This is a genomic window from Pantoea dispersa, assembly GCF_035783935.1.
Taxonomy (GTDB): Bacteria; Pseudomonadota; Gammaproteobacteria; order Enterobacterales; family Enterobacteriaceae; genus Pantoea; species Pantoea dispersa_C.
In genome coordinates this window covers 86,096-111,744 of the sequence record NZ_JALKOV010000001.1, presented here as the reverse complement: position 1 = coordinate 111,744, position 25,649 = coordinate 86,096, and the positions used below count along the sequence as shown (strand labels likewise).

General features: G+C 58.0%; 26 protein-coding genes. 6 read left to right on the top strand and 20 right to left on the bottom strand.

Annotation, left to right across the window (positions count from 1 at the left end; genetic code table 11):
• Window positions 1-34: 34 nt before the first annotated feature.
• The 6 genes from odhB to sdhC form a co-directional block, all read right to left on the bottom strand.
• Window positions 35-1,249, bottom strand: a complete 1,215-nt coding sequence (gene odhB / locus MXF20_RS00585) for a 2-oxoglutarate dehydrogenase complex dihydrolipoyllysine-residue succinyltransferase (protein WP_325967038.1) — start codon at window positions 1,247-1,249, stop codon at window positions 35-37.
• Window positions 1,250-1,264: 15 nt separating this feature from the next.
• Window positions 1,265-4,072: a 2-oxoglutarate dehydrogenase E1 component gene (sucA, locus tag MXF20_RS00580; protein WP_211726303.1), complete on the bottom strand. Its 2,808-nt coding sequence runs from the start codon at window positions 4,070-4,072 to the stop codon at window positions 1,265-1,267.
• 206 nt (window positions 4,073-4,278) lie between these two features.
• Window positions 4,279-4,995 (bottom strand): succinate dehydrogenase iron-sulfur subunit, encoded by a 717-nt coding sequence (locus MXF20_RS00575; protein WP_325967035.1) that lies wholly within the window; start codon window positions 4,993-4,995, stop codon window positions 4,279-4,281.
• A 14-nt stretch (window positions 4,996-5,009) separates the two neighbouring features.
• The gene (gene sdhA / locus MXF20_RS00570) at window positions 5,010-6,776 is read right to left on the bottom strand and encodes a succinate dehydrogenase flavoprotein subunit (RefSeq protein ID WP_021508539.1); all 1,767 of its coding nucleotides are present in this window, start codon (window positions 6,774-6,776) and stop codon (window positions 5,010-5,012) included.
• On the bottom strand, window positions 6,777-7,124 hold the full coding sequence (sdhD, locus tag MXF20_RS00565) for a succinate dehydrogenase membrane anchor subunit (protein ID WP_325967034.1): 348 nt from the start codon (window positions 7,122-7,124) through the stop codon (window positions 6,777-6,779).
• Window positions 7,118-7,507, bottom strand: a complete 390-nt coding sequence (sdhC, locus tag MXF20_RS00560; RefSeq protein WP_021508541.1) for a succinate dehydrogenase cytochrome b556 subunit — start codon at window positions 7,505-7,507, stop codon at window positions 7,118-7,120. Before sdhC ends, sdhD begins: the two co-directional genes overlap by 7 nt.
• A 758-nt stretch (window positions 7,508-8,265) precedes the next feature.
• Here sdhC and MXF20_RS00555 point away from each other — a divergent pair.
• A complete protein-coding gene (locus MXF20_RS00555; RefSeq protein ID WP_021508542.1) occupies window positions 8,266-9,549 on the top strand; it encodes a citrate synthase in 1,284 nt (427 codons plus the stop codon).
• 202 nt (window positions 9,550-9,751) lie between these two features.
• Here the strand turns inward: MXF20_RS00555 and nei are convergent, their stop codons facing one another.
• The 11 genes from nei to MXF20_RS00500 all read right to left on the bottom strand — a co-directional run bounded on the left by nei (window position 9,752) and on the right by MXF20_RS00500 (window position 18,984).
• On the bottom strand, window positions 9,752-10,540 hold the full coding sequence (gene nei, locus MXF20_RS00550; RefSeq protein ID WP_325967033.1) for an endonuclease VIII: 789 nt from the start codon (window positions 10,538-10,540) through the stop codon (window positions 9,752-9,754).
• 12 nt (window positions 10,541-10,552) lie between these two features.
• Entirely contained in the window at window positions 10,553-11,200 is a 648-nt protein-coding gene (gene pcp, locus MXF20_RS00545; protein ID WP_325967032.1) for a pyroglutamyl-peptidase I, read from the bottom strand.
• A 7-nt stretch (window positions 11,201-11,207) separates the two neighbouring features.
• Window positions 11,208-12,224, bottom strand: coding sequence for a DUF979 domain-containing protein (locus MXF20_RS00540; RefSeq protein WP_325967030.1), 1,017 nt, complete (start codon window positions 12,222-12,224; stop codon window positions 11,208-11,210).
• The gene (locus tag MXF20_RS00535; RefSeq protein ID WP_325967028.1) at window positions 12,224-12,952 is read right to left on the bottom strand and encodes a DUF969 domain-containing protein; all 729 of its coding nucleotides are present in this window, start codon (window positions 12,950-12,952) and stop codon (window positions 12,224-12,226) included. The genes MXF20_RS00540 and MXF20_RS00535 overlap by 1 nt, the downstream gene beginning before the upstream one ends.
• Before the next feature lie 58 nt (window positions 12,953-13,010).
• Window positions 13,011-13,748: a 5-oxoprolinase subunit PxpA gene (pxpA, locus tag MXF20_RS00530; protein WP_325967027.1), complete on the bottom strand. Its 738-nt coding sequence runs from the start codon at window positions 13,746-13,748 to the stop codon at window positions 13,011-13,013.
• Window positions 13,732-14,670 carry a 5-oxoprolinase subunit PxpC gene (pxpC, locus tag MXF20_RS00525; RefSeq protein ID WP_325967026.1) on the bottom strand — a complete coding sequence of 313 codons (939 nt, stop codon included), beginning with the start codon at window positions 14,668-14,670 and terminating at the stop codon, window positions 13,732-13,734. Before pxpC ends, pxpA begins: the two co-directional genes overlap by 17 nt.
• Complete coding sequence (gene pxpB, locus MXF20_RS00520) at window positions 14,664-15,320, bottom strand: 5-oxoprolinase subunit PxpB (protein ID WP_325967025.1); 657 nt, start codon at window positions 15,318-15,320, stop codon at window positions 14,664-14,666. The genes pxpC and pxpB overlap by 7 nt, the downstream gene beginning before the upstream one ends.
• 152 nt (window positions 15,321-15,472) lie before the next feature.
• On the bottom strand, window positions 15,473-16,216 hold the full coding sequence (locus MXF20_RS00515) for a type 2 GTP cyclohydrolase I (RefSeq protein ID WP_325967024.1): 744 nt from the start codon (window positions 16,214-16,216) through the stop codon (window positions 15,473-15,475).
• Window positions 16,217-16,234: 18 nt separating this feature from the next.
• Window positions 16,235-17,662, bottom strand: a complete 1,428-nt coding sequence (gene phrB / locus MXF20_RS00510; protein WP_325967023.1) for a deoxyribodipyrimidine photo-lyase — start codon at window positions 17,660-17,662, stop codon at window positions 16,235-16,237.
• Window positions 17,663-17,674: 12 nt separating this feature from the next.
• Window positions 17,675-18,631 carry a 2-thiouracil desulfurase family protein gene (locus tag MXF20_RS00505; RefSeq protein WP_325967021.1) on the bottom strand — a complete coding sequence of 319 codons (957 nt, stop codon included), beginning with the start codon at window positions 18,629-18,631 and terminating at the stop codon, window positions 17,675-17,677.
• Window positions 18,632-18,783: 152 nt separating this feature from the next.
• On the bottom strand, window positions 18,784-18,984 hold the full coding sequence (locus MXF20_RS00500) for a YbfA family protein (protein ID WP_031279882.1): 201 nt from the start codon (window positions 18,982-18,984) through the stop codon (window positions 18,784-18,786).
• A 246-nt stretch (window positions 18,985-19,230) separates the two neighbouring features.
• Here MXF20_RS00500 and kdpE point away from each other — a divergent pair, with 246 nt between their 5' ends.
• Window positions 19,231-19,905 (top strand): two-component system response regulator KdpE, encoded by a 675-nt coding sequence (gene kdpE / locus MXF20_RS00495; RefSeq protein ID WP_058775281.1) that lies wholly within the window; start codon window positions 19,231-19,233, stop codon window positions 19,903-19,905.
• 44 nt (window positions 19,906-19,949) lie between these two features.
• Here kdpE and pgm read toward each other — a convergent pair whose 3' ends face one another.
• Together pgm and seqA are read right to left on the bottom strand one after the other, a co-directional pair.
• Window positions 19,950-21,590 carry a phosphoglucomutase (alpha-D-glucose-1,6-bisphosphate-dependent) gene (pgm, locus tag MXF20_RS00490; RefSeq protein WP_021508555.1) on the bottom strand — a complete coding sequence of 547 codons (1,641 nt, stop codon included), beginning with the start codon at window positions 21,588-21,590 and terminating at the stop codon, window positions 19,950-19,952.
• A gap of 25 nt (window positions 21,591-21,615) precedes the next feature.
• Window positions 21,616-22,155, bottom strand: a complete 540-nt coding sequence (gene seqA, locus MXF20_RS00485; protein WP_059010772.1) for a replication initiation negative regulator SeqA — start codon at window positions 22,153-22,155, stop codon at window positions 21,616-21,618.
• A 248-nt stretch (window positions 22,156-22,403) separates the two neighbouring features.
• Here seqA and ybfF point away from each other — a divergent pair, with 248 nt between their 5' ends.
• From ybfF to fur, 4 genes are all read left to right on the top strand, one after another.
• Window positions 22,404-23,168, top strand: coding sequence for an esterase (ybfF, locus tag MXF20_RS00480; protein ID WP_325967018.1), 765 nt, complete (start codon window positions 22,404-22,406; stop codon window positions 23,166-23,168).
• A 168-nt stretch (window positions 23,169-23,336) separates the two neighbouring features.
• Complete coding sequence (ybfE, locus tag MXF20_RS00475; protein ID WP_010616122.1) at window positions 23,337-23,612, top strand: LexA regulated protein; 276 nt, start codon at window positions 23,337-23,339, stop codon at window positions 23,610-23,612.
• 137 nt (window positions 23,613-23,749) lie between these two features.
• Complete coding sequence (fldA, locus tag MXF20_RS00470; RefSeq protein WP_021508557.1) at window positions 23,750-24,280, top strand: flavodoxin FldA; 531 nt, start codon at window positions 23,750-23,752, stop codon at window positions 24,278-24,280.
• Window positions 24,281-24,633: 353 nt separating this feature from the next.
• The gene (gene fur, locus MXF20_RS00465) at window positions 24,634-25,083 is read left to right on the top strand and encodes a ferric iron uptake transcriptional regulator (RefSeq protein ID WP_021508558.1); all 450 of its coding nucleotides are present in this window, start codon (window positions 24,634-24,636) and stop codon (window positions 25,081-25,083) included.
• A 61-nt stretch (window positions 25,084-25,144) separates the two neighbouring features.
• Here fur and MXF20_RS00460 read toward each other — a convergent pair whose 3' ends face one another.
• The gene (locus MXF20_RS00460; protein WP_325967017.1) at window positions 25,145-25,540 is read right to left on the bottom strand and encodes a hypothetical protein; all 396 of its coding nucleotides are present in this window, start codon (window positions 25,538-25,540) and stop codon (window positions 25,145-25,147) included.
• Window positions 25,541-25,649 lie beyond the last annotated feature (109 nt).

Here is a 25,649-nt window from a genome sequence, read left to right as displayed (position 1 = left end):
TGGGCGCGCCTCGTGCCAGCGCGCCCGGCGAAAATCAGACATCCAGCAGCAGACGCGCCGGATCTTCCAGCAGCTCTTTCACCGCGACCAGATAGCCGACAGATTCACGACCATCGATCAGACGGTGATCGTAGGAGAGTGCCAGATACATCATTGGCAGCACCACCACCTGACCATTCACCGCCATTGGGCGATCTTTGATGGCGTGCATCCCCAGAATCGCGCTCTGCGGCGGGTTGATGATCGGCGTAGACATCAGCGAACCGAACACACCACCGTTGGTGATGGTGAAGTTACCGCCGGTCAGTTCTTCCACCGTCAGCTTGCCGTCACGGCCTTTCACCGCCAGCTCTTTAATTTTCTTCTCGATGTCGGCCATGCTCAGCGCATCAACATCTTTCAGCACTGGCGTCACCAGACCACGCGGAGTAGAAACCGCGATGCTGACATCGAAATAGTTGTGGTAGACCACATCGTCGCCGTCGATCGACGCGTTCACTTCCGGGAAGCGTTTCAGCGCTTCAACTACCGCTTTGATGTAGAAGGACATGAAGCCCAGACGCACGCCGTGACGCTTCTCGAAGGCATCGCCGTACTGCTTGCGCAGATCCATGATCGGCTTCATGTTGACTTCGTTGAAGGTGGTCAGCATCGCGGTGCTGTTTTTCGCTTCCAGCAGACGCTCGGCCACGCGCTTGCGCAGACGGGTCATTGGCACGCGCTTCTCGCTGCGGTTGGCGACTGCCTGCGGAGCGGCATCGGCTGCTGGTGCCGCTTTCGCACCGTCGGCTTTCTTCGCCAGATGTTTTTCCACATCTTCACGCGTCAGACGGCCGCCAACGCCGGTGCCTTTAATCTGGCTGGCGTCGAGGTTGTTTTCCGCAATCAGGCGGCGTACGGCCGGGCTGAGCGCGTCATTGCTCTCTTCTTCCAGAGACGCAGTCTGACGCTGTGCAGGCGTAGACTCCTTGTTTTCCACTTTCGCCGTGGTCTCTTTCCCGCCGCTGTTGCCCTCTTTCAGACGGCCCAGAATCTGGCGCGACGTCACGGTAGCGCCTTCATCTTCCAGCACCGCTTCCAGCACACCGTCAGCGGCGGCAGGCACTTCCAGTACCACTTTGTCAGTTTCGATCTCGACCAGCACTTCGTCGCGGGTCACAGAGTCGCCAGGTTTTTTATGCCAGGTGGCTACCGTGGCATCCGCTACGGATTCAGGCAAATCGGGAACGAGAATTTCTACGCTACTCATTTTCTTTCCTTTTAATTAACCAAGGTTCAGCGCGTCATTGACCAGGTCTTGCTGCTGTTGTTGATGTACGGACATATAGCCCACGGCCGGTGAAGCAGAAGCCGGACGGCCTGCGTAACGCAGTGACGCACCAAATGGAACCACTTCGCGGAAATGATGCTGACTGCAATACCATGCGCCCTGGTTCAGTGGCTCTTCCTGACACCAGACGAAATCCTGAACATGGGCGTAATGCTTCAGCGCTTCCTGCACCGCTTTGTGCGGGAACGGATAGAGCTGTTCGATACGTACGATGGCGACATCGGTCTGTTCGTTCTTACGACGCTGCTCCAGCAGATCGTAATAAACTTTACCGGAGCACAGCACCACGCGTTTCACCTGCTGCGGATCGAGATCGTCGATCTCACCAATCGCTGGCTGGAAGCTGCCGTTGGCCAGCTCATCAAGGCTGGACACCGCCAGCGGATGACGCAGCAGCGACTTCGGCGACATGACGATCAGCGGACGGCGCATACCGCGCAGCGCCTGACGACGCAGCATGTGGTACACCTGCGCTGGCGTTGATGGCACGCAGACCTGCATGTTCTGCTCAGCACACAGCTGCAGATAGCGCTCGAGGCGCGCGGAGGAGTGCTCCGGACCCTGCCCTTCGTAGCCATGTGGCAGCAGCATCACCAGACCACACATGCGGCCCCATTTCTGCTCGCCGGAGCTGATGAACTGATCGATCACCACCTGAGCGCCGTTGGCAAAGTCACCGAACTGCGCTTCCCAGATGGTCAGCACGCGCGGCTCGGCGGTGGCGTAACCGTATTCGAACGCCAGAACCGCTTCTTCCGACAGCACCGAATCCCACACCTTGAACTGACCCTGACCGTTATGGATGTGGTGCAGCGGGGTGTAAGTCGAACCGTTCTGCTGGTTGTGAATCACCGCGTGACGGTGGAAGAAGGTGCCGCGGCCGGAGTCTTCACCCGACAGGCGCACCGGAATGCCTTCATCGACCAGCGTGGCGTAAGCGAGGTTTTCCGCGCCGCCCCAGTCGAACAGCTTGTTACCTTCCGCCATCTCTTTGCGATCGTTGTAAATCTTGGCAACGCGCGACTGCACTTCCACCGCTTCCGGAATGCTGCTGATACGGCGCGCCAGCTCCTGCAGGCGTTTCATCTCCACGGTTTCCGGGTAGCTCTCATCCCACTCGTGGTTGAGGTACGGCGACCAGGTGAAGGAGTGCAGGCTCATCGGACGCCATTCCGGCACCACGCACTCGCCTTCATCCAGCGCGTCGCGGTAAAGGTTCACCAGCTCGGTGGCATCTTCCTGCGTGGCTACGCCTTCGCTTTCCAGCTGATCGGCGTAGATTTTGCGCGGCGTCGGATGCTTTTTGATTTTCTGATACATCAGCGGCTGGGTTGCGCTTGGCTCGTCGGCTTCGTTATGGCCGTGACGGCGGTAGCACACCAGGTCGATGAACACATCGCGTTTGAAGGTGTTGCGATAATCCAGCGCCAGACGGGTAACAAACGCTACCGCTTCCGGATCGTCCGCGTTGACGTGGAAGATCGGTGCCAGCACCATTTTGCCGATGTCGGTGCAGTACGGGGTAGAACGCGCATCTTTCGGATTCGAGGTGGTGAAGCCCACCTGGTTGTTAATCACGATGCGTACGGTGCCGCCCACTTCGTAACCGCGAGCCTGCGACATGTTCAGGGTTTCCTGCACCACACCCTGGCCGATAACGGCGGCATCACCGTGAATAGTGATCGGCAGAACTTTGTTGCTGCCCGGCTCTGCCAGACGATCCAGACGCGCACGCACCGAGCCCATTACCACCGGGCTTACGATTTCCAGATGCGACGGGTTGAACGCCAGCGCCAGGTGCACCAGGCCGCCTTCGGTTTCCACGTCTGACGAGAAGCCCATGTGGTACTTCACGTCACCGGTGCCGAGGTGCTCTTTGTGCTTGCCGGAGAACTCGTCGAACAGATCCTGCGGTTTTTTACCCAGCACGTTGATCAGCACGTTGAGACGACCACGGTGCGCCATACCCAGCACCACTTCACGCGTGCCGCTCTTGCCAGCATGGCGAATCATTTCGCGCAGCATCGGCACCAGCGCATCGCCGCCTTCCAGCGAGAAGCGTTTGGCACCCGGGAATTTCGCGCCGAGGTATTTTTCCAGGCCCTCTGCCGCCGTCAGCTCTTTCAGGAAACCTTTTTTCTCGTCCGCGCTGAATGACGCATGGCCCACTACCGATTCCAGACGCTGCTGAATCCAGCGCTTCTCTTCGGTGTTGTTGATGTGCATGTACTCTGCACCAATGGAGCCACAGTAGGTCTGCTGCAGTGCGGCGTAGAGATCGGCCAGCTTCATGGTCTCTTTGCCAATGGCGAAAGAGCCTACGTTAAAGCTTTCCTGAAAATCGGCGTCGGTCAGATCGTGGAAGGCCGGATCGAGATCCGCCACGCGCTCCTGCTTCCACAGGCCGAGCGGATCGAGGTTAGCGTGCTGATGGCCGCGGAAGCGGAACGCATTAATCAGCTGCAGCACTTTAACCTGTTTGGAGTTAGCGGCCGGATCGGTGACTGTCGAGGTGTAGCGGGTGGCGTCTTTCGCCAGGCGGCGGAAGTATTCACGCGTGGTGGAGTGAAACTGCTCGGGTTTCACGCCGGTGCCCGGCAACTGCTGGAACATCGAGCGCCACACTTCATCAACAGAGTCAGGATCGGTCAGGAAATCCTCATAGAGTTGCTCTATGTAGGACTGGTTCGCGCCGGCCAGCCAGGAGGAGTCCAGCCAGGGTTTCATCGCGCTGTTCTGCATTGTGATCCCTTAAGCATTAATCTGCTTTTTTGAGGTTTCATTTGTTGCCGCTTTCGCGGCTTGCCGTAGTGAGTTCAGCGATACGAACCTGTGCGCAACCGGCGCCTGGCCCGTAAGGGAACCTTTATAAGCGTGGTCAGTACCGCGCTTATAGAGGCTTCCGTAAACGATCGGGAACCTGGGTTCCCGATCGTGACTTCCGTTTGTTACGCCCCGCGCTGCAGCAGCATCGACTTAATGTGGCCGATGGCGCGCGTTGGGTTTAAGCCTTTCGGGCACACGCTCACACAGTTCATGATGCTGTGACAGCGGAAAACACTGAAAGCATCATTCAGATTGTCGAGACGCGCATCGGTTTCGGTGTCGCGGCTGTCAATCAGGAAGCGGTATGCCGCCAGCAGGCCGGCCGGACCGATGAACTTGTCCGGATTCCACCAGAATGACGGGCACGACGTGGAGCAGCAGGCACAGAGAATACACTCGTACAGGCCATCCAGGTGCTCACGCTGCGCAGGCGATTGCAGATGCTCGCGCGCTGGCGGATTTTCCCCATTATTCAACAGGAAAGGCTTAATCTTCTCATACTGAGCATAGAATTGTCCCATGTCCACCACGAGGTCGCGGATCACCGGCAGACCGGGCAGCGGACGGATGACAATCTTCTTGCTGCCATTACCCAGTGCGGAGACCGGCGTGATACACGCCAGGCCATTTTTACCGTTCATGTTGAGGCCGTCGGAGCCGCACACGCCTTCACGGCAGGAGCGACGGAAGGCCAGCGTAGGATCCTTCTCTTTCAGACGGATCAGCGCGTCCAGCAGCATCATGTCGCGACCATCTTCCGCTTCGAGGGTGTAATCCTGCATGCGCGGTTTGTCATCGACTTCCGGGTTGTAACGATAGATAGAAAATTCGAGTCTCATGATGATCTCCGCAATTAGTAAGTACGCGCTTTCGGCGGGAAGGCCGCACGCAGTTTCGGTTGCATGTTCACCTCACGGCGCGTCATGCTTTCCGTTTGCGGAACATAGAGGCTGTGGCACAGCCAGTTGGCATCATCACGCTCCGGGTAGTCGAAGCGGCTGTGAGCGCCACGGCTTTCGGTGCGGAAGTTGGCCGCTACCGCGGTGGCGTAAGCGGTTTCCATCAGATTGTCCAGCTCAAGGCATTCGATACGCTGGGTGTTGAAGTCCGGTGAACGGTCATCGAGACGCGCGTTTTTCAGGCGCTCACGAATCTCTTTCAGCTCGGCCAGGCCTTCACGCATCGCATCCCCTTCACGGAATACCGAGAAGTTGTTCTGCATGCAGCGCTGCAGCGCCTTGCGGATTTCAACCGGGTCTTCACCGGTGGTGTTGTTTTCCCAGCGGTTGAAGCGGGCCATCGCCGCGTCGATTTCATCTTCGGTGGCGTCGCGCAGTTCGCCCTGCTCAGCGATGCACTCCATCAGATGAACACCGGCCGCGCGGCCGAATACCACCAGGTCGAGCAGCGAGTTGCCGCCAAGACGGTTTGCGCCGTGTACCGATACGCAGGCAATTTCGCCTACCGCGAACAGGCCCGGAATCACTTCATCTTCGCCCTGCTCGTTGACGCGCAGCGCCTGACCGGTCACGCGGGTCGGCACGCCGCCCATCATGTAGTGACAGGTCGGGATAACCGGAATCGGTTCTTTAATCGGGTCGACGTGAGCAAAGGTGCGCGACAGTTCGAGGATGCCCGGCAGACGGGATTCCAGCACTTCGGCGCCCAGATGGTCGAGTTTCAGTTTGATATGCGGACCCCACGGGCCGTCGCAGCCGCGACCTTCGCGGATTTCCACCATCATTGAACGCGCCACCACATCACGGCCCGCCAGATCTTTGGCGTTCGGCGCGTAGCGCTCCATGAAGCGCTCACCGTGCTTGTTCAGCAGATAGCCACCTTCACCACGGCAACCTTCGGTCACCAGCACACCGGCACCCGCGATACCGGTTGGGTGGAACTGCCACATCTCCATATCCTGCATCGGCACGCCCGCACGCAGCGCCATGCCGACGCCGTCACCGGTGTTGATGTGGGCGTTAGTGGTGGACTGATAGATACGGCCAGCACCGCCGGTCGCAAGGATAGTGGCTTTGGCTTTAAAGTAGACGGTTTCACCGGTTTCGATGCAGATGGCGGTACAGCCGACGATCGCGCCGTCAGCGTTTTTCACCAGATCCAGTGCATACCACTCGGAGAAGATGGTGGTTTTGTTTTTCAGGTTCTGCTGATACAGCGTATGCAGCAGGGCGTGGCCGGTACGGTCGGCAGCCGCCGCGGTACGTGCCGCCTGCTCACCGCCGAAGTTTTTCGACTGGCCACCGAACGGACGCTGATAAACGCGGCCGTCATCAAGACGGGAGAATGGCAGGCCCATGTGCTCCAGCTCCAGAATCGCTTCCGGACCGGTTTTACACATATATTCGATGGCGTCCTGGTCACCGATGTAATCGGAGCCTTTGACGGTATCGTACATGTGCCATTCCCAGTTATCTTCGTGGGAGTTACCCAGCGCCACGGTAATCCCGCCCTGCGCCGATACGGTGTGAGAACGGGTTGGGAACACTTTGGATAACAGAGCACAGCTCTGGCCCGACTGGGAGATTTGCAGCGCGGCGCGCATACCCGCACCACCTGCGCCGATCACCACGGCATCAAATTCTCTGACTGGCAAACTCATTTACACACCCCACACCACAACGGTTCCATAAATTGCATACGACAACAGCGCGACCACAATCACCAGTTGCAACAACAGACGCGTTGCCAGCGGTTTCACGTAGTCGGTCAGGACCTGCCACATGCCAATCCAGCCGTGGACCAGAATCGAGAACAGCGTCAGCAGCGTGAACACTTTGGTGAAGGAGGAAGCGAAAAAGCCGCGCCAGACGTCATACGTCAGCGTGCCGGTCATCACGACAAAACCGAGGATGTAGATAATGTAGAGCGTAATTAAGATTGCAGCAGCACGCAGTAACAGCCAGTCATGAATACCGTTGCGTCCTAATGCAGAAGCATTGCTTACCATACGAGGACTCCAGCCAAAATTGAGAGCACGACAGTGATAACAAAAACCGCTTGCGCGGTACGGGTTCCCACCTGCAGGGTTTCTGCCGTAAAACCGAAGTCGGCCAGCATGTGACGAATGCCGCTTGCTGCGTGATATGCCAGCGCGGTCAGAATGCCCCACATGATGAATTTGGCGAAGAAGCTATCCATGATGGATGCCGCTTGCTGGAAACCTTCCGGAGAAGAGAGGGAGAGACCCAGTAACCAGAGCAGAATTCCGAGAGCGACAAAGGTAATCACGCCGGAGACGCGGTGGAGAATGGACGATATTGCAGTAACGGGAAACCGGATCGTCGAGAGATCCAAGTTAACAGGTCTTTGTTTTTTCACGGTTTTGCCCACACAGCTCTTTTTTATTTTGCTTCCTCCGGTCCTGAGTTACAGAAGAGCACAGTGCGTGTTCGGACTGCAACCGCCACCAAAATAGCAACATCCAGTGTTAAATGAAGCGGGAAAAACGCTGGGTGGCTCCTGGTGTCAGGGTATTCCGGAGACCTGGCGGCAGTATAGGAGGATCACATTCTGATTACAATTCCCCTACAATCTCTTTGGTCACATTTAAGCTGAACAGTGATCCGCCTCACGAATTTCACAATTTATACATTTTTAATTATCTGATTTGACAATAGATCAACATTTCAGTTACAAACAAACGCACTAAAGCCCTATGATGCATAAAAGTTATGGGGATACACTTTCCCCTAAGCTCAAGTTATGTAACATTGCCTTTACGAGCAACATAAACCGTCAGGTTATTGGTTACCAAGAAGTTATGTCGTGACAGGATCTTTAACATCCGCGATTTGCAGCATGTCATGCCCGGACACCACCAATTGGCTCTACACTCTTTCGCTCCGTAATCGTGCAGCATGAACGTTACCGCAGAGTGATGCTGTGAAGATTCTGTATTCAGCCTGTGTCGTTCGGGTGGCAATATGGCAGCAAGCGCGCTATTTTTCCGGCTGTTTACATCAGTAAATGACCGAAATGCGCACGTGCAGCCAATACAGCGGCGGCCCGAAATACGCCGGGTAAACGCAACATGATGGCTATTCTGGTGTCTAAGATCCTTACCTACTAAGGCGCTATGGAGACGAAAAATGACAGATAAAAAAGTGACGCTAACCCTACAAGACAACAACTCCGTGGAACTGGATGTGATGCAAGGCACGCTGGGACAGGATGTTGTTGATGTCCGCGCCCTTGGCTCAAAAGGCCTGTTCACCTTCGACCCCGGTTTTACCTCTACTGCGTCTTGCGAATCGAAAATTACCTTTATTGATGGCGATGAAGGGATTTTGTTACACCGTGGTTTCCCGATCGATCAGCTGGCAACTCACTCTAACTATCTCGAAGTGTGCTACATCCTGCTGAACGGAGAAGCGCCGACGCAGGCACAGTACGACGAGTTCCGCACCACTGTGACTCGCCACACCATGATTCACGAGCAGATCACCCGCCTGTTCCACGGCTTCCGTCGTGACTCACACCCGATGGCAGTGATGTGCGGCGTGACCGGCGCGCTGGCTGCCTTCTATCACGATTCATTAGACGTGAACATTGAACGTCACCGTGAAATCGCCGCCTTCCGCCTGCTGTCAAAAATGCCGACCATGGCCGCGATGTGTTACAAATACTCCATCGGCCAGCCGTTTGTGTATCCGCGCAACGATCTCTCCTATGCTGGTAACTTCCTGCATATGATGTTCGCCACGCCGTGCGAAGAGTACAAAGTGAACCCGGTGCTGGAACGCGCCATGGACCGTATCCTGATCCTGCATGCTGACCACGAGCAAAACGCATCGACCTCCACCGTGCGTACCGCCGGTTCTTCCGGTGCCAACCCGTTTGCCTGTATCGCCGCCGGTATCGCCTCGCTGTGGGGACCTGCGCACGGTGGTGCAAACGAAGCCACGCTGCGTATGCTGGAAGAGATCAGCACCGTCGATCACATCCCGGAATTCGTGCGTCGCGCTAAAGATAAGAACGATTCGTTCCGTCTGATGGGCTTCGGTCACCGTGTTTATAAGAACTATGACCCGCGCGCGACCGTGATGCGTGAAACCTGCCATGAAGTGCTGAATGAGCTGGGCATGAAGGACGACCTGCTGGAAGTGGCGATGGAGCTGGAGCACATCGCGCTGAACGACCCGTACTTCATCGAGCGTAAACTCTATCCGAACGTCGATTTCTATTCCGGTATCATTCTGAAAGCGATGGGCATTCCATCGTCGATGTTTACCGTGATCTTCGCGATGGCGCGTACCGTTGGCTGGATTGCGCACTGGAAAGAGATGCACGACGAAGGCATGAAGATTGCCCGTCCGCGTCAGCTTTATACCGGTTACACCGAGCGCGAATTCAGCTCGGCGCTGAAAAAATAACAATCAGGGCGGGTTATCCCGCCCTTTTCTTTTTTAGCACCCCACAGAAGTTCATGCTGTATCGTGCAGAGCCCTGCCTGGCTGAGCTCCGTTTCAGGCGTCCTCGCGCCGCTGACGCGGTACCTTCACACCCTTCGTCAGTCTGACGGACCGCCGTCGACGGGACATCCTGTCCCGCGCCTCTTCTGTTGATTGCCAAAACTCAATGCTGACAGCCCGGACACCAGTAAAACGGCCGGGATGACAGCACGCCCTTCTCAATGACGGTGCCGCAGCGCCGGCACTTTTTGCCCTGGCGGTGAAACACCTCGAAACGAAACGCCGCCTCTTCGTGATACTTCTTCATGCTGCCACGCATCTGATAGGACAAACGTGGCACCGCCAGCATGGCGTGGCTCAGGGCATCCAGCTGCTGGTCGCTCAAATCCTGTGCGCGATGCTGCGCCAGTAATCCGGCGTGCCACAATATCTCCACGCGCAGATAATTGCCCAGTCCGGCGAGAAATGCCTGATCGAGCAGCAAACCGCTGAACTGACGCCGACGAAAGCGCGGCGACAGCAGCCGCTCGCGCACTTCATCCACCGTTAGGGTGGCGTCCAGCACGTCCGGTCCGACGCGCTGCAAAAACGGATGCGCGCCAAGCGTATCTGCGTTCAGCAGTTCAATATCTGAGGCGCTATACAGCAAAATGGCGCTTTCCGCATTGCTAAGCCGCACGCGCAGCTGGCGCGTCGTGTTGGGCTCGGTCCCGCTCGGCACCACGCGCCACACGCCGTACAACTGGTTGTGGCTGTACAGCGTCAACCCGTTGGAAAAATGCGTCAGCAGCGCTTTACCGCGGGTCTCAATCGCATCGATGGTCTCGCCCAGCAAGGATGGCTCGTAGGTTTTCAGCTGGGGAAAAGCAAACCACACCTCGGTGAGCGGTTTGCCGGTCATCGCCGCAGCCAGCTGATCCGCCGCACGGCGGATCTCCGGTCCCTCTGGCATATCCTCTCCTGTTTAGTGTGTTGCGCCGCCCACTTCGCGAATATCGTTATCGGTGCTGAGCATCACCTGCAGCGAGGTTTCCAGCGCCTGAATCACACTGGCGGTCGACATACTCGGTGCGCCAGGATGATGTGCCGCCTGCTCTGGCATATAAGGAATATGCACGAAACCGCCGCGCGCCGCGCTGCCTGTGGTCTGCAGCCAGTGCAGCAGGTGATACATCACGTTATTGCAGGTAAACGTCCCGGCGGTCTGCGACACCGATGCCGGAATGCCCACTTCGCGCAGTGCCGCGACCATCGCTTTGATCGGCAGCGTGGAAAAATAGGCCGCCGGGCCGCCGGCGACAATCGGCTGGTCGATGGGCTGCTGCTGATCGTTATCCGGAATGCGCGCATCGTTCACATTAATCGCCACGCGCTCCACGCTGATATCGCTGCGCCCGCCAGCCTGGCCGACGCACAGCACGCGGTGCGGCTGCAGCTCTTCCAGCGCGGCGGTCAGCACGTGGCCGCAGCGGGCGAATACCACCGGCAGCTGGCGCACCACAATCCGCGCGCCGCCGATCTCCCGACCATCAAAGCTGCGCACCGCTTCCCACGATGGATTAATGCGCTCGCCGCCAAACGGCTCAAACGCCGTCATCAGTACCGTTTTCATCGCCACCTCACAGGAACATCAGGAAGTAAAGCAGGAAAATATTTACCAGTAACAGTAGCACACCGGTTGGCACCTGAGCCTTGATCACCGCATTGCGGTCCGGCAGCTCCAGTAAACGTGCCGGAACGATATTGAAGTTGGCGGCCATCGGCGTCATCAGCGTGCCGCAGTAACCGCAGAACATGCCGATCGCCGCCATCACCGCCGGATTGCCACCGTGCTGCAGCACCAGAATCGGAATACCGATGCCGGCGGTGACAATCGGGAACGCCGCAAACGCATTGCCCATCACCATGGTCAGCAACGCCATGCCCAACGCATACACCGCGACCGCAATCAGCCGGTTATCCACCGCCAGATAGTGTTCAGTCAGATGCGAAATCGCCGTGCCGACGCCGGCGCTGGTAAACAGCAGGCCGAGCGTGGCGAGAATCTGCGGCAAAATAAACGCCCAGCCAACCGCATCCAGCAAACGCCGCGTCTCCTGCATCGACTGCAGCGGCTTCTCGTGGGTAAACTTCAGCGCAATCAGCCAGCCCAGCACGCAGCCAATCATCATCGAAAACAGCGTTACCAGCGTCGAGTGGTTGCCCGGGCCAAACACTCTCTCCTGCAGACCGGGAATATGATTGAACGCCAGCACGCCAATCACCGTCACCAGCGGGATCGCCAGCGCCGGCAGAAACAGCTTGTTGCCGAGACGCTGCGCGCTCTGCTGCTTCTGTTCATCGCTGCGCTGATGATAGCGTCCGAGGCGCACGCCGCCGAAACCGGCAATCAGCGCCATCACCACCACCGCCACGCCCACGGCAATATGCAACCAGCGACGTCCCAGATCCGCATCACCAGCCCACTGCCCCATCAGTTGATAAGCACCGTCGCCGAGCAGGAAAATCACACCGTACAGCGCCCAGAACAGACCGGTGGTAAAACGACGCGGGTTGGCGCTGTCGCGCCATGACAGCAGCGCGACAATCAGCAGGATCGCCCCGGCCAGCCACATCAGATACTGTTGCTGAAACATCACTCACCTCCTTTTGCGCGCAGCGCCTGCTGGTTAAGCGCGCCCAGCTCACGTGACAGCTGACGGTCGAGCCGCACCAGCCGCACAGCATGGATCAGGAACGCGCACAGCGCGGTCGGAATGCCCCACAGCGCGATGTGCAGCGGTTCAGTGCTGATGCCGGCGGACTCCTGCATAAAGTTGTGCATGAAGATGATGGCGCCAAAGGCCACGAAGATATCTTCACCAAAGAACAGACCGACGTTATCGGTGGCCGCCGACATGGCACGCAGCCGCTGGCGTATCTCGGGTGACACGGTGCCGTAACGATTTTCGGTTGCGCCTTCGGCCATCGGTGCCAGCAGCGGACGCACCATCTGCGGGTGACCGCCCAGGCTGGTCAGCCCCAGCGCCGCAGTCAGTTCACGCACGAACAGATAGACAATCAGTAAACGGCCAGCGGTGGCAGTTTTGATGCGGGCGATCCACGTCTGCGCGCGCTCTTTCAAGCCGTGACGCTCCAGCAGTCCGATCACCGCCAGCGGCAACAGCAGGATCAGCGGCAGATTGCGGGTATTGAGAAAGCCGGAGCCGAGCTTCTCCAGAATATCGCCGAGCGGCATATGCGCCGCCAGCCCGGTAACAAAACCGGCTACAATCACCACCAGCACCGGATTGAAGCGCAGCACAAAGCCGAGCACAATCGCGGCAATGCCAAGTAACGGCCAGAGATTGACCACGTTATCCATGTTTTCCCCTCGTCAGAAATAAAAAAGCCCGGCAACAGGCCGGGCCAACAGTCAATGATCAGGCGCTGGTGACAGCAATCTGATTTGTCGCAAAAGCGGCGCGCAGCGTGCGGGCGAATGCCAGCGCATGAGCGCCATCGCCATGCAGACAAACCGTCTGCGCGTTTACCGCCACCCATTCGCCGCTGATGCTGCGCACCTGTCGCTGCTGCACCATCGTCAGCGTCTGCGCCAGCGCCTGCTCTGCCTCTTCGATTAACGCCCCCGGCTGGCTGCGCGGCACCAGCGCGCCACTGGCCAGATAGCCGCGGTCGGCAAACACTTCTTCGCGCGTGCGCAAACCGTGATGCGCGGCGGCGGCAATCGAGGCGCTGCCCGCCAGACCAACCAGAATCAACGCCGGATCGACGGCTTTCACCGCGCGCGCAATCGCATCCGCCAGCTGTGCATCCGCCGCCGCCTGGTTATACAGCATGCCGTGCGGCTTCACGTGCACCAGCTGCGCCCCTTCACTTTCGGCGATGCTTTTCAGGGCACCAATCTGGTAGATCACCTGGGCATACACGGTTTCCGGCGGCAGCTGCATGGCGGTCCGGCCAAAATTTTCCCGGTCGGGGAAGCTCGGATGCGCACCAATCGCCACGCCGTTGGCACTGGCCCAGCGCACCGACTGCAGCATGGTTTCGGCATCGCCGGCATGGAAACCGCAGGCGATGTTGGCCGAGCTCACCAGCTCCAGCAGGGCCCGATCGCTGGCGCTGCCTTCACCGAGGTCGGCGTTAAGATCGATCTTCATGAGCAAGCCCCCAGGCTATCTGATCAAGCGAACGCTGCTGCTGCTGTTTCGCCAGCAGCGCTTCCTCCAGCGTACAGCGAATGAAGTGGATCGGTTCTCCCAGACGAATCTGCGCCAGCTGATAAAGATCGGCTTCGATCACGCAGGCGATACGCGGATAACCGCCGGTGGTTTGCGCATCGGCCATCAGCACAATCGGCTGACCGTTTGGCGGCACCTGCACCACACCCGGCACCAGGCCGTGCGACAGCAGTTCACGCGCGGCACTGCGCTGCAGCGGACTGCCCTGCAGGCGATAGCCCATGCGGTTACTTTGCGGGCTGAGCTGCCACGGGTTACGCCAGAAGGCGTCCTGCGCGTCATGGGTAAATTCGTTGTACTCCGGCCCCGGCAGCGCGCGGATGCGGTTGCCCCACAGCAGCTGCCGCACGCCAGCCTGATGGCTGAAGCGGCGCGTCGGCTTGCCCAGCGGCAGCTGATCGCCATCCTGCAGTTTACGCCCCTGCCAGCCGCCAAAGGCCGCTTTGAGATCGGTGCTGTGCGAGCCCAGCATGGCGTCGATGGCGAAACCGCCGTTCACCGCCAGATAGCTGCGCATACCGCGCGTGGGCATCGACAGGCTCAGCACCTGGCCCTTTTTCACCGGCAGACGCCAGCCGGTCCACACCGGCTGACCATCCAGTTCGGCGCTGCAGCTGGCACCAGTCAGCGCAAACCAGCCGTCGCGGCGAAACTCCGCTTTGAACTGGCCGAGCACAATCTCCAGCACCGCGCTGTTTTCCGCGTTGCCGACCAGCATGTTGGCCGTGCGCATTGAAGGCTCATCCAGGGCGCCGCTCAGGCTGATACCGTATTGCCGCCAGCCGTGGCGGCCGCGATCCTGCACCGAGGTCATTAATCCGGCACGCAAAATATTTAACATACGCCCTCCGGCTGCGGTACGAAGCGGATGCTGTCGCCGGGACGCAGCAGCGTCGGCGGCTGCTGTTGCGGATCGAACAGGCTCAGCGACGTGTGACCAATCAGCTGCCAGCCGCCGGGCGCGGCCAGCGGATAGATGCCGGTCTGACTGCCGCCAATCCCCACCGAACCGCCAGGCACCACCAGCCGCGGCTCGGCGCGACGCGGCGTGTGCAGCCGTTCGTCAAGCCCACCGAGATAAGGGAAACCCGGCTGGAAGCCAATGAAATAGACCACGTAATCCGCGCTGCTGTGCAGCTCCACCACCTGTTGGGAGGTCAGGCCCGCCGCACGGGCGACCTCTGCCAGATCCGGCCCGCCGGCACCGCCATACACCACCGGAATCTCAATCTGGCGCGGCTCGGCCAGCAGCACTTCGCTCTCCTCCCACCAGCGCTGCAAGCGTTCGATCGCGTCCAGTGCTTTCAGCTGCGGATCGCGCAGCAGCAGCGTCAGGTTGTTCATGCCCGGAATCACTTCCGCCACCTGCTCATTCTGCTGCAGCCGCTGACACAATCCCCAGATGCGCTGCTGACTGACGAGCGAAACCGGCGGTTCCAGCTCCAGTACCACCGCTCGCTCACCCAGCAGATAACAACGTGCTCGTTGCAAAACCCACCTCCCGGTCATTAATAAAACGCGCCGTTTTCGCGCGCCAAAGGGCATTCGCTTATACGTAAAGTCAATAAGTTATGCGAAAGTGAAGGAGGTGTGTCAACTGATTTGCGCCCGGAGACACTTATCCGGGCGCGTAAGCGAGGCGGTCAGGCAGGGTTGTCGATATCGATAAAGGTCACGTCCAGGCCGTGCAGGCTGGCGAGCCACTCACCGAGCGCTTTGATGCCGCCGCGTTCGGTGGCGTGATGCCCGGCAGCGAAGAAATGCAGGCCCTGCTCGCGCGCACTGTGGATGGTTTGCTCAGAGACTTCTCCGCTGATGAAGGCGTCGACGCCAAACGCGGCGGCCGCATCAATAAAGCCCTGACCGCCGCCGCTGCACCACGCCACCCGGCGAATCAGCGCCGGGGCGTTATCACCGCAGTGCAGCGGCTGACGGCAGAGGCGCGCCGCGATCTTTTCCGCCAGCGCCACACCGCTCAGCGGCTCGGCCAGCTCGCCCCAGGGCACCAGCGGCTGGATTTCACCTTTGACATCGATATCAAACAGCATGGCCAGCTGGGCGTTATTGCCGAGCTGCGGATGCGCATCGAGCGGTAAATGCCAGCCGTACAGGTTGATGTCATTGGCCAGCAGCGTGCGCAGACGCTGACGCTTCATACCTTTGATGACCGGCGCTTCGCTCTTCCAGAAGTAGCCATGATGCACCAGTATCGCATCGGCGTTACGTTTCACCGCTTCATCCAGCAGCGCCTGACAGGCGGTCACGCCGGTAATCACGCGGCGCACCTGCTCACGCCCTTCAACCTGTAAACCGTTGGGCGCATAATCGCTGAAGGCGCTGGTGTTAAGTTGCTGATTGACGATCTGTTCTAACTCGAAATTGTTCATAACGGCTCCGTGACCGCCTCAGGCCGCGCTGCGCGCGCGCTCGAAGGCGTCTAATGTCTTTTTACGTGCCGCCTTATGTTCCACGATTGGCGCCGGATAATCGAGTTTCTTGTTGTTTTTCTCCGCCCAGACGTGCGGCTGGTGAATGTCGCTGTCCGGCACCGCGTTCAGCTCCGGCAGCCACTGACGGATAAACTCGCCCTGTTTATCAAAGCGCTCGCCCTGGGTGGTCGGATTGAAGATGCGGAAGTAGGGCGCGGCGTCGGTGCCGGTTGACGCGGCCCACTGCCAGCCACCGTTATTGGCCGCCAGATCGCCGTCGATCAGCTGCTGCATGAAATAACGTTCGCCTTCGCGCCAGTCAATCAGCAGATCCTTAACCAGAAAGCTGGCGGTAATCATGCGCAGCCGGTTATGCATCCAGCCCAGCGTATTGAGCTGGCGCATCGCCGCATCAACGATTGGATAACCGGTTTTGCCCTGCTGCCAGGCGGCAAGGTGTTGCGCATTCTGTTGCCAGCTGACGTTGCGCGTCCAGTCGACAAACGGCTGATGCTTACACAGCGCCGGAAAGGCCACCATCAGGTGACGATAAAATTCGCGCCAGACCAGTTCATTCAGCCACACCAGCGCGCTGCCGTTGTGCAGCGCCTGCGGATGCTCCTTCAGAATGCGGTGCAGGCACTGACGCGGCGACAGCACGCCCGTGGCCAGATACGGAGACAGGCGGCTGGTGCCATCAATCGCCGGTATGTCGCGCTGCTGGTCATATTTTTCCACCCGCTGCTGGGCAAACTGGCGCAGCTGTTTAAGCGCTGCCTCTTCGCCCGGCGGAAACAACGTGTCGTCGAACGTTTCCTGCGGATAATCGAATGGCGGAATTTTTTTGCCCGCGGATATCGGCGCACCGGCGCGCGCTTTCGGCGCATGATGACACTCGGGCAGCCCCTGCTGCAGGCGGCGGATAAAGGCTTTGCTGAACGGCGTGAACACTTTAAACATGCTATTGCTGCCGGTTTGTACGCTGCCCGGCGGCAACAGCAGGCTGTCATCAAATCCCTGACACACTAAGCCCTGCTGATCCAGCTGCTTCTCGACGGCGGCATCGCGCTGGCGCTCATTGATTTCATACTGATAGTTGTAAAACAGCGCATCCACCTTGTGCTGCTGACAGAAGGTCGCCAGATAGTCGACCGATGCGGCAAAGTCATCGCACTGATGAAAATGCAGCTTAATGCCGCGTTCTGCCAGCGACTGCTGCAGCAAACACAGATTCTGATGGATAAACGCCGCCTGTTTAGGCGCCATGCTGTGCTGCTGCCACTGGCCGGGCGTGGCGATGAACAGCGCCAGCACCTCGGCCTGACCGTCGCGGCAGGCGGCGGCCAGTGCGCTGTTATCATTAATGCGCAAATCGTTACGCAGCCAGACTAAGTGAGTGCTCATAACGCTCCGGATTTACTGGCCGTAGCGCAGACGCAGCGCTTCCGGGTAGGGATCGAAATAACGCTGCTGCGCCAGCCACGGGTGCGGGAACTCCGCCATGTAGTGTTTCAGCATGGTGATCGGTGCCAGCAGCGGCTGCACACCGCGACGGTAGCGGTCGATCAGCTGCGCCAGCTCCTGACGCTGTGGTGAACTCAGCTTCGGCCGGAAGTAGCCCTGCACGTGCATCAGTACGTTAGTGTGGTTACGCCGCGATGCCTGGTGCGACATCAGATGCATCAGACGATTACGGTATTCAAAGGCGTAGGCATCCAGTGATTCCCACTGTTCCATCGCCGCGACGAAGCGTCCCATTTCGCGGTATTCGTCCTGCGCATGCGACAGCAGCAGCAGTTTGTAGCGACTGTGGAAGGCGATCAGCTTGTGACGCGTTAGCCCGCTGCGCCACATTTCGTTAAACTCATGCAGCGCATAGACGCGCCCCATAAAGTTTTCCCGGATAGCATCGTCGTGCAGGCGTCCATCCTCTTCCAGCGGCAGCCACGGCAGCTCTTTCTGCAGGAACGAGGTGAAGACGCCGGTACCGGCTTTGCGGTTGTTGTTGGTATCAGGCTCATAGACGCGCACGCGCTCCAGACCGCAGCTCGGCGATTTGGCACACAGGATATAGCCGCACAGATGGTGCAGCGATTTGACGCGATCAGCGGACCAGCGGGCCATTTCGTCGGTCAGCTCTTCCCCGCCGTCTTTACTGAAACACAGGTGGATCTGATCGTCGCTCTGTTTAACCAGCCGCAGTGCCGGACGCGGCGTCGGCAGACCAATCGCCATTTCCGGGCAAACGGGTTCGAAGCGCACAAATGGCGCGAGCTCGTCAGTTGCAAAGGCAAAACGCTTGTGGCCGCCATCGAATCGGACGCTATCCCCGAGCAGGCAGGCACTGATACCTACAGGAATCTTCTCGCTCATACTTGTACAACCCCCAAAATCTTGTAGAGGTTTTAAGTGTAGCTGAAATGGCGCGAGATAACAGTGGGGCAATGCGTTTGTCGCACCATTTTTAGATAAAAAAACCCGGTGCTCTGAGCGAGGTCACCGGGTTATTACCGCAAATCTGTGCGTTACCAGTAGATGCCGCCTGCCGCTTCGGACTGCGCCAGCCAGACTGGTTTGGTGCTGGTTTTGCACCACATGCGGTGCAGATAACTGTAGAAGCGCGCGCGATCCTGGCGGAACAGCATCACTGGCAGCGCCAGTACGCCAATCAATACCACCAGCACACGGCGCAGCACAATTTTGGCGAGTGGATATGCCTGATACATCTTTGCCTCCTCGTGGTAAATTTTGCTTTGAAATGTGATCTGCCTCAGATATTACGCCGGGTTGTGTAATTTTACTACTCATCCGACCACTATTTTGATCTTTTTTCAGTCATTTCCTGGTCGGGATGAAAGGAAGTTACGTTTTTGTAAAATTTCGGATCACAGCGAGTTACTGAGATCGTGACGGACGCCGTCGCGGTTTATTGTTAAAGTAATGCGTTAACCTTATTTGCCGCAGGAGTCAGCGTGACAACCATCCTGATTGTCGAAGATGAAAAGGAGATTCGCCGTTTCGTGCGCCTGGCGCTGGAGAGCGAAGGCCTGAAGATTGTGGAAGCGGAGCAACTGCAGCGCGGCCTGATTGAAGCGGCCACGCGCAAACCGGATTTAGTGATTCTCGACCTCGGTTTGCCGGACGGCGATGGCAATGCCTTTATCCGCGAAGTGCGGCAATGGAGCAGCATGCCTGTGATTGTGCTGTCGGCGCGCAGCGATGAGCAGGATAAAATTGAGGCGCTGGATGCCGGCGCCGATGACTATCTCACCAAGCCGTTTGGCATCGGCGAACTGCTGGCGCGGGTGCGCGTAGCGCTGCGCCGCCATCAGCGCAGCCAGCCGGAGCCGCTGGTGCAGTTTGGCGAGGTGAGCGTCGATCTCGCCGCGCGGCGCGTGCTGCGCAGCGGTGAGGAAGTGCATCTGACGCCGACCGAGTTTCGGCTGCTCAGCCTGCTGCTGAATAACGCCGGTAAAGTGCTGACCCAGCGCCAGTTGCTTAACCAGGTCTGGGGCCCTAACGCCGTCGAACACAGCCATTATCTGCGCATCTATATGGGACATCTGCGGCAAAAGCTGGAAGCCAATCCCACCCAGCCCAGTCATCTGCTGACGGAAACCGGCATCGGCTATCGCTTCATGCCATAAAAAAAGGCCGCGAGCGCGGCCTTCATGTCATGCGTGTCGCCCTGTCAGGCGTTTTTCAGCACTTCGCTGACAATCTCTACCGCTTCTTTCTCGATCTGCTGGCGATGCTCAGCGCCGAGGAAACTTTCACAATAGATTTTGTAGGCGTCTTCGGTACCGGACGGACGCGCGGCAAACCAGCCGTTTTCCGTCATCACTTTCAGACCGCCAATCGAAGCGCCGTTGCCCGGTGCCGCGGTCAGACGTGCGGTGATCGGGTCGCCCGCCAGCGTATCGGCGCTGACCATTTCAGGTGACAGCTTCGACAGCGCCGCTTTCTGCGCGGAAGTGGCTGGCGCCTGCAGACGGTTGTAGCTTGGCGCACCAAAACGCGCGGCCAGCTCATCGTAGTGCTGCTGCGGGTTCTTACCGGTCACCGCGGTGATTTCCGCCGCCAGCAGACACAGAATGATGCCGTCTTTGTCGGTTGACCAGGCTGAACCATCGAAACGCAGGAACGAAGCCCCCGCGCTCTCTTCGCCGCCAAAGCCGAAGCTGCCGTCGAACAGGCCATCCACGAACCACTTGAAGCCGACCGGCACTTCCACCAGCTTGCGACCAATGTCGTTCACCACGCGGTCGATCATTGCGCTGGAGACCAGCGTTTTACCGACGGCCACCTCTTTGCCCCACTGCGGACGGTGCTGGAACAGGTAGTTGATCGCCACCGCCAGATAGTGGTTCGGGTTCATCAGACCGGCTGGCGTAACAATGCCGTGACGGTCGTAGTCCGGATCGTTACCGAAGGCCAGATCGAATTTGTCTTTATAGGCCAGCAGGCCGGCCATCGCGCACTCGGACGAACAGTCCATGCGCACCACGCCATCTTTATCCAGATGCATGAAGCGGAAGGTCTGATCGATAGCGTCATTCACGATGGTCAGATCCAGCTGGTAATGCTCCGCGATGCGCTGCCAGTAAGCCATGCCGGAACCGCCGAGCGGATCGACACCGATTTTCAGGCCGGCTTTCTGGATCGCCGGGAAATCGATCACCTGCGCCAGACCTTCAACGTACGGCTGGATCAGATCCTGCTCGACGATGTGGCCACTGGCCCACGCCTGATCCAGCGCCAGACGTTTCACCTCTTTCAGCTCACCTTTGATCAGCTGATTCGCGCGATCTTCCACCACTTTGGTGACGTTGGTGTCAGCCGGTCCACCGTTTGGTGGGTTGTATTTGATGCCACCGTCTTCCGGCGGGTTGTGCGACGGGGTAATGACGATGCCGTCCGCCTGCGCGCCGCCGCGCTTGTTGTGCTCGAGAATGGCGTTAGAGATCGCTGGCGTCGGCGTGTAGCCGTTGTCCTGCTGCACGATCACGTCAACGCCGTTGGCGGCCAGCACTTCCAGCACTGACAGGATCGCCGGCTCGGACAGCGCGTGGGTATCTTTGCCCACATAGCACGGACCGGTGATGCCGTTCTTTTTACGCTCTTCGGCGATCGCCTGCGCAATCGCCAGAATGTGTACTTCGTTGAAGCTGTGGCGTCCCGCGCTGCCGCGGTGGCCGGAGGTGCCAAATTTCACCGCATGGTCCGGGTTCGCCGCATCCGGCTTCAGGACGTAGTACTGCGAGGTTAATTGTGCAACGTTAATCAAATCGCTCTGCTGGGCAGGTTGCCCGGCACGGGGGTGATTGGCCATTGGCGCTTCTCCCTGACGCTTCGGTTTAAATGGTGCCGCAAACTTTCTCTGCCAGTTCCTGCGGGAACTGCATGGCGAGCATGATGTGTTCCACCATGCTGCATTTACGACCTGTATTGGTATTGGTGATCACCCAGTACGGCGTGCCGGGCACGTGCTTCGGCTTAGTATGGGTGCCATTTTGCAACAACGTGTGCTCATCGCCCGCAAAGTAAACGCGGGTGCGGCCCTGCAACGAAGCAGTAGCATCAGCAAACGCCGCCGGATCAAGACGATAGAGCGTTGACAGGATCAGCATAAAGCGATTAACCGCCTTCTTCTGCTCCGCATACTCGTCAGACAGCAGCAGCTCACGCACGGCGCGCACGCGATCCTGAGGACGCGCTTCGCTGCGTACAGCTGGCGCTTCTTTTACCGCAGCACTGGTCGCTGACGCAGCAGGTGCGCTCTGGCCGGCGGTGAATTTCAGCATGCGGCGCAAAATGTCCGACGCGCTTTCACCAATGTGCTGGGTGTGGCTGGCAATATAACGGTAGAGTTCTTCGTCAACTTCAATCGTTTTCATCTTTTTCCGTACGATTCTGGCAAATGGCAGAACCACGCTATTCTGCAACGGCCTTAGCAAAATCCGGTCGTGCAAAACGTGAGCGGGCTCTAACATAAGGATTATAAAGTTAAATCCGCGACAGCCGGTAGCGCTGGCATCGTTTCCGGGCAAAAGTCGGAATATGCCCTAATGCCTGACCGCCTGACGCCGGGACAGGTGAATCCATGATACCCTAAGCCCAGGTCTCAACCGAAAGAACTTTAGCCATGATTTTGAACGCCCGTCTGCAAACTGAACAATCTGCCCCTGATGCCCTGCCGATTCTGTTAATACATGGCCTGTTTGGCAGCCTGGATAATCTTGGCGTGCTGGCGCGCGGCGTACGCGATGCGCGCCCCACGCTGCAGGTGGATGTGCGTAACCACGGCCTGTCACCGCGCAGCGAAGAGATGCACTACGCTGCGCTGGCGCAGGATATGGTCGACACGCTGGATGCGCACCACATCGAACGGGCCGATCTCATCGGCCACTCGATGGGGGGCAAAATTGCCATGGCGCTGAGTGCCGTTGCGCCCGAACGCATTGGCAAAATGGTGCTGATCGATATCGCGCCGGTGGATTACCAGACGCGGCGTCACGATGAGATCTTCGCGGCAATCCGCGCGGTGAGCGCAGCCGGCGTCACGCGCCGCAGTGCTGCGGCCGAGGTGATGCGTGAATACATACGCGAAGAAGGGGTGATTCAGTTCATCCTGAAATCCTTCCACGAAGGCGAATGGCGCTTTAATGTGCCGGTGTTGTGGGATAACTACCCTATTCTCTCCGGCTGGCAGGAAGTCCCCGCGTGGCCCCATCCGGCGCTGTTTATTCGCGGCGGTGATTCACCCTATCTGGACAACCAGCACCGTGATGCGCTGCTGCGCCAGTTCCCGCAGGCGCAGGCGCACATTATCAGCGGTGCCGGCCACTGGGTGCATGCTGAAAAACCTGAGGCCGTGCTGCGCGCGGTGCGCCGATTTTTTAACCTGTAAAAGCAAAAGCTTGCTACAGGCGGTTTAGGGTTGGCGTCACGCAGGGCGCTGGAGTATGATGTCGCGCTAAAAATTTGCCGCGGATGCTTTTTTCGCCGCGGTCGGGCCGATAATGTATAAATCGCGCAGCGCCTTTCCGCCGTTCGCGCCCACGCAGTTTTACAAACCATGGCAAAAGAACAGACAGATCGTACCACGCTCGATCTCTTCGCAGACGAGCGGCGTCCCGGTCGCCCCAAAACCAGCCCGCTGTCCCGCGATGAGCAGCTGCGCATTAATAAGCGCAACCAGCTGAAGCGCGACCGGGTGCGCGGCCTGCGCCGCGTCGAGCTGAAAATGTCCAGCGAGGCGGTCGATGCGCTGAACACGCTGGCCGAGCAGCAGAACATCAGCCGCAGCGAACTGATTGAACAAATGCTGCTGGCGCAGCTCAAACTGGCGTAACGTGCGCAGACCGCACGCTGGAACACAAACTCAGCGCTTTACACATTCCGCGCTTTTCGCCGGTCTGCTATCATTCGCATAACTGTGTCGTCTTCTGACTTACTTTCACAATCAGGATTTAAGAGGTTACTCACTCCATGGCAATCGTAGGCATTTTCTTCGGCAGCGATACCGGCAACACTGAAAACATTGCAAAAATGATCCAGAAACAACTGGGTAAAGATGTCGCCGAAGTGCATGACATTGCTAAGAGCACCAAAGAAGATCTCGAAGCATTCGATATCCTGCTGCTGGGTATTCCGACCTGGTACTACGGTGAAGCGCAGTGCGACTGGGATGACTTCTTCCCGACGCTGGAAGAAATTGATTTCAATGGCAAGCTGGTGGCGCTGTTTGGCTGCGGCGATCAGGAAGATTATGCCGAGTACTTCTGTGACGCGATGGGCACCATTCGCGACATCATTGAGCCGAACGGCGCAGTGATTGTCGGCCACTGGCCAACCGAAGGTTATCATTTCGAAGCCTCAAAAGGGCTGGCGGACGACAAACACTTCCTCGGTCTGGCGATTGACGAAGATCGTCAGCCAGAGCTGACCAACGAGCGCGTCGACAAATGGGTTAAGCAGATCTTCGACGAACTGCAACTGCAGGCGATTATCGAAGCCTGATGCCTTTCCTGTCCGATGTGGGCGCTGGCTCACATCGGGCAATGGAATTACCTATAAAAATAATAGCTACGGTTTTTTAACTTTTTCCCTCAATTCTGTAGAATACCCGCAACGGTCATCTGCTTATTCCTCAGGCATCAGACTGAGGCCGCGCGAAAAGGAATAGCGATCTTCATGATCCCGCTGAGCTCTGCGCCACTTTCCCTTACAGCATTCAGGGAATTGTCCGCCGCAGCCGGTTTTCATTTCGCAGGCTGAGATCTATAATGAGACGCAAATGAGAATGCGCGTTGACCACACATTCAAGGCCTTTGCGCCGTAAGTGACTAGCAAAGTAACAGGACAATATCCGCATGACTGACAACAACTCCGCATTGAAAAAGGCTGGCCTGAAAGTCACGCTGCCCAGACTGAAGATTCTGGAAGTGCTTCAGGGACCCGGACCCGAGTCCCATCATGTCAGTGCGGAAGATTTGTACAAACGCCTGATCGATATGGGTGAAGAGATTGGTCTGGCGACGGTCTACCGTGTTCTGAACCAGTTTGACGATGCGGGCATCGTGACCCGTCACAACTTCGAAGGCGGTAAATCCGTGTTCGAACTGACCCAACAGCATCACCACGATCACCTGATTTGCCTCGACTGCGGCAAAGTGATCGAGTTCAGCGATGAGTCGATCGAAACGCGTCAGCGTGAAATTGCCACGCGTCACGGTATCAAACTCAGCAACCACAGCCTGTACCTGTACGGCCACTGTGCGCTGGGAGACTGCCGCGAAGACGAGACGCTCCACGATCAGTAATTGAATATGCTATGCAGTATAAAAAAACCGGTGCCAGGCACCGGTTTTTTTATGGCTGCGCTCAGGCGATCAGCGTTTCCTGCAAATAGCGCCAACGCGGAATCTGTGTGCTGCAGTCCAGCACCGCCAGCGAAATGCGGGTCTGATTATTGCCGTTCAGCATTTGCAGCTCGCGGTACTGAATGGTCACTTCCTGCTGCTGCTGAGAAATGATGGCGTGCTCGCTGGTCGCGATACGCATCCCTTCCCGCTGTCCATGCAATTTGCGGAACAGGGTTTCGGTGTCATTGAGATCGAGTTGTTTGCCCTGCGGCGTCACCATTTTGAAGTCGGGATGAAAGTGCGACAGAAGCAGTTCCATACTGTCATCGCTGCCCTCGGCCTGATTAAAAATACGTTCGATAAGCTGATGTAAAACCACCACGCTATGTTTGGCTTCCAGAGCGAGACTCGTCATTTTTCTTCCTTAGATAACCCGCACAGCAACATTTAAGAGCGCATAGCCTACCTGAAAATAACGATTTCACACGGGTAAATTAGTTAATTTTATTAAAGTCAGATTAGTC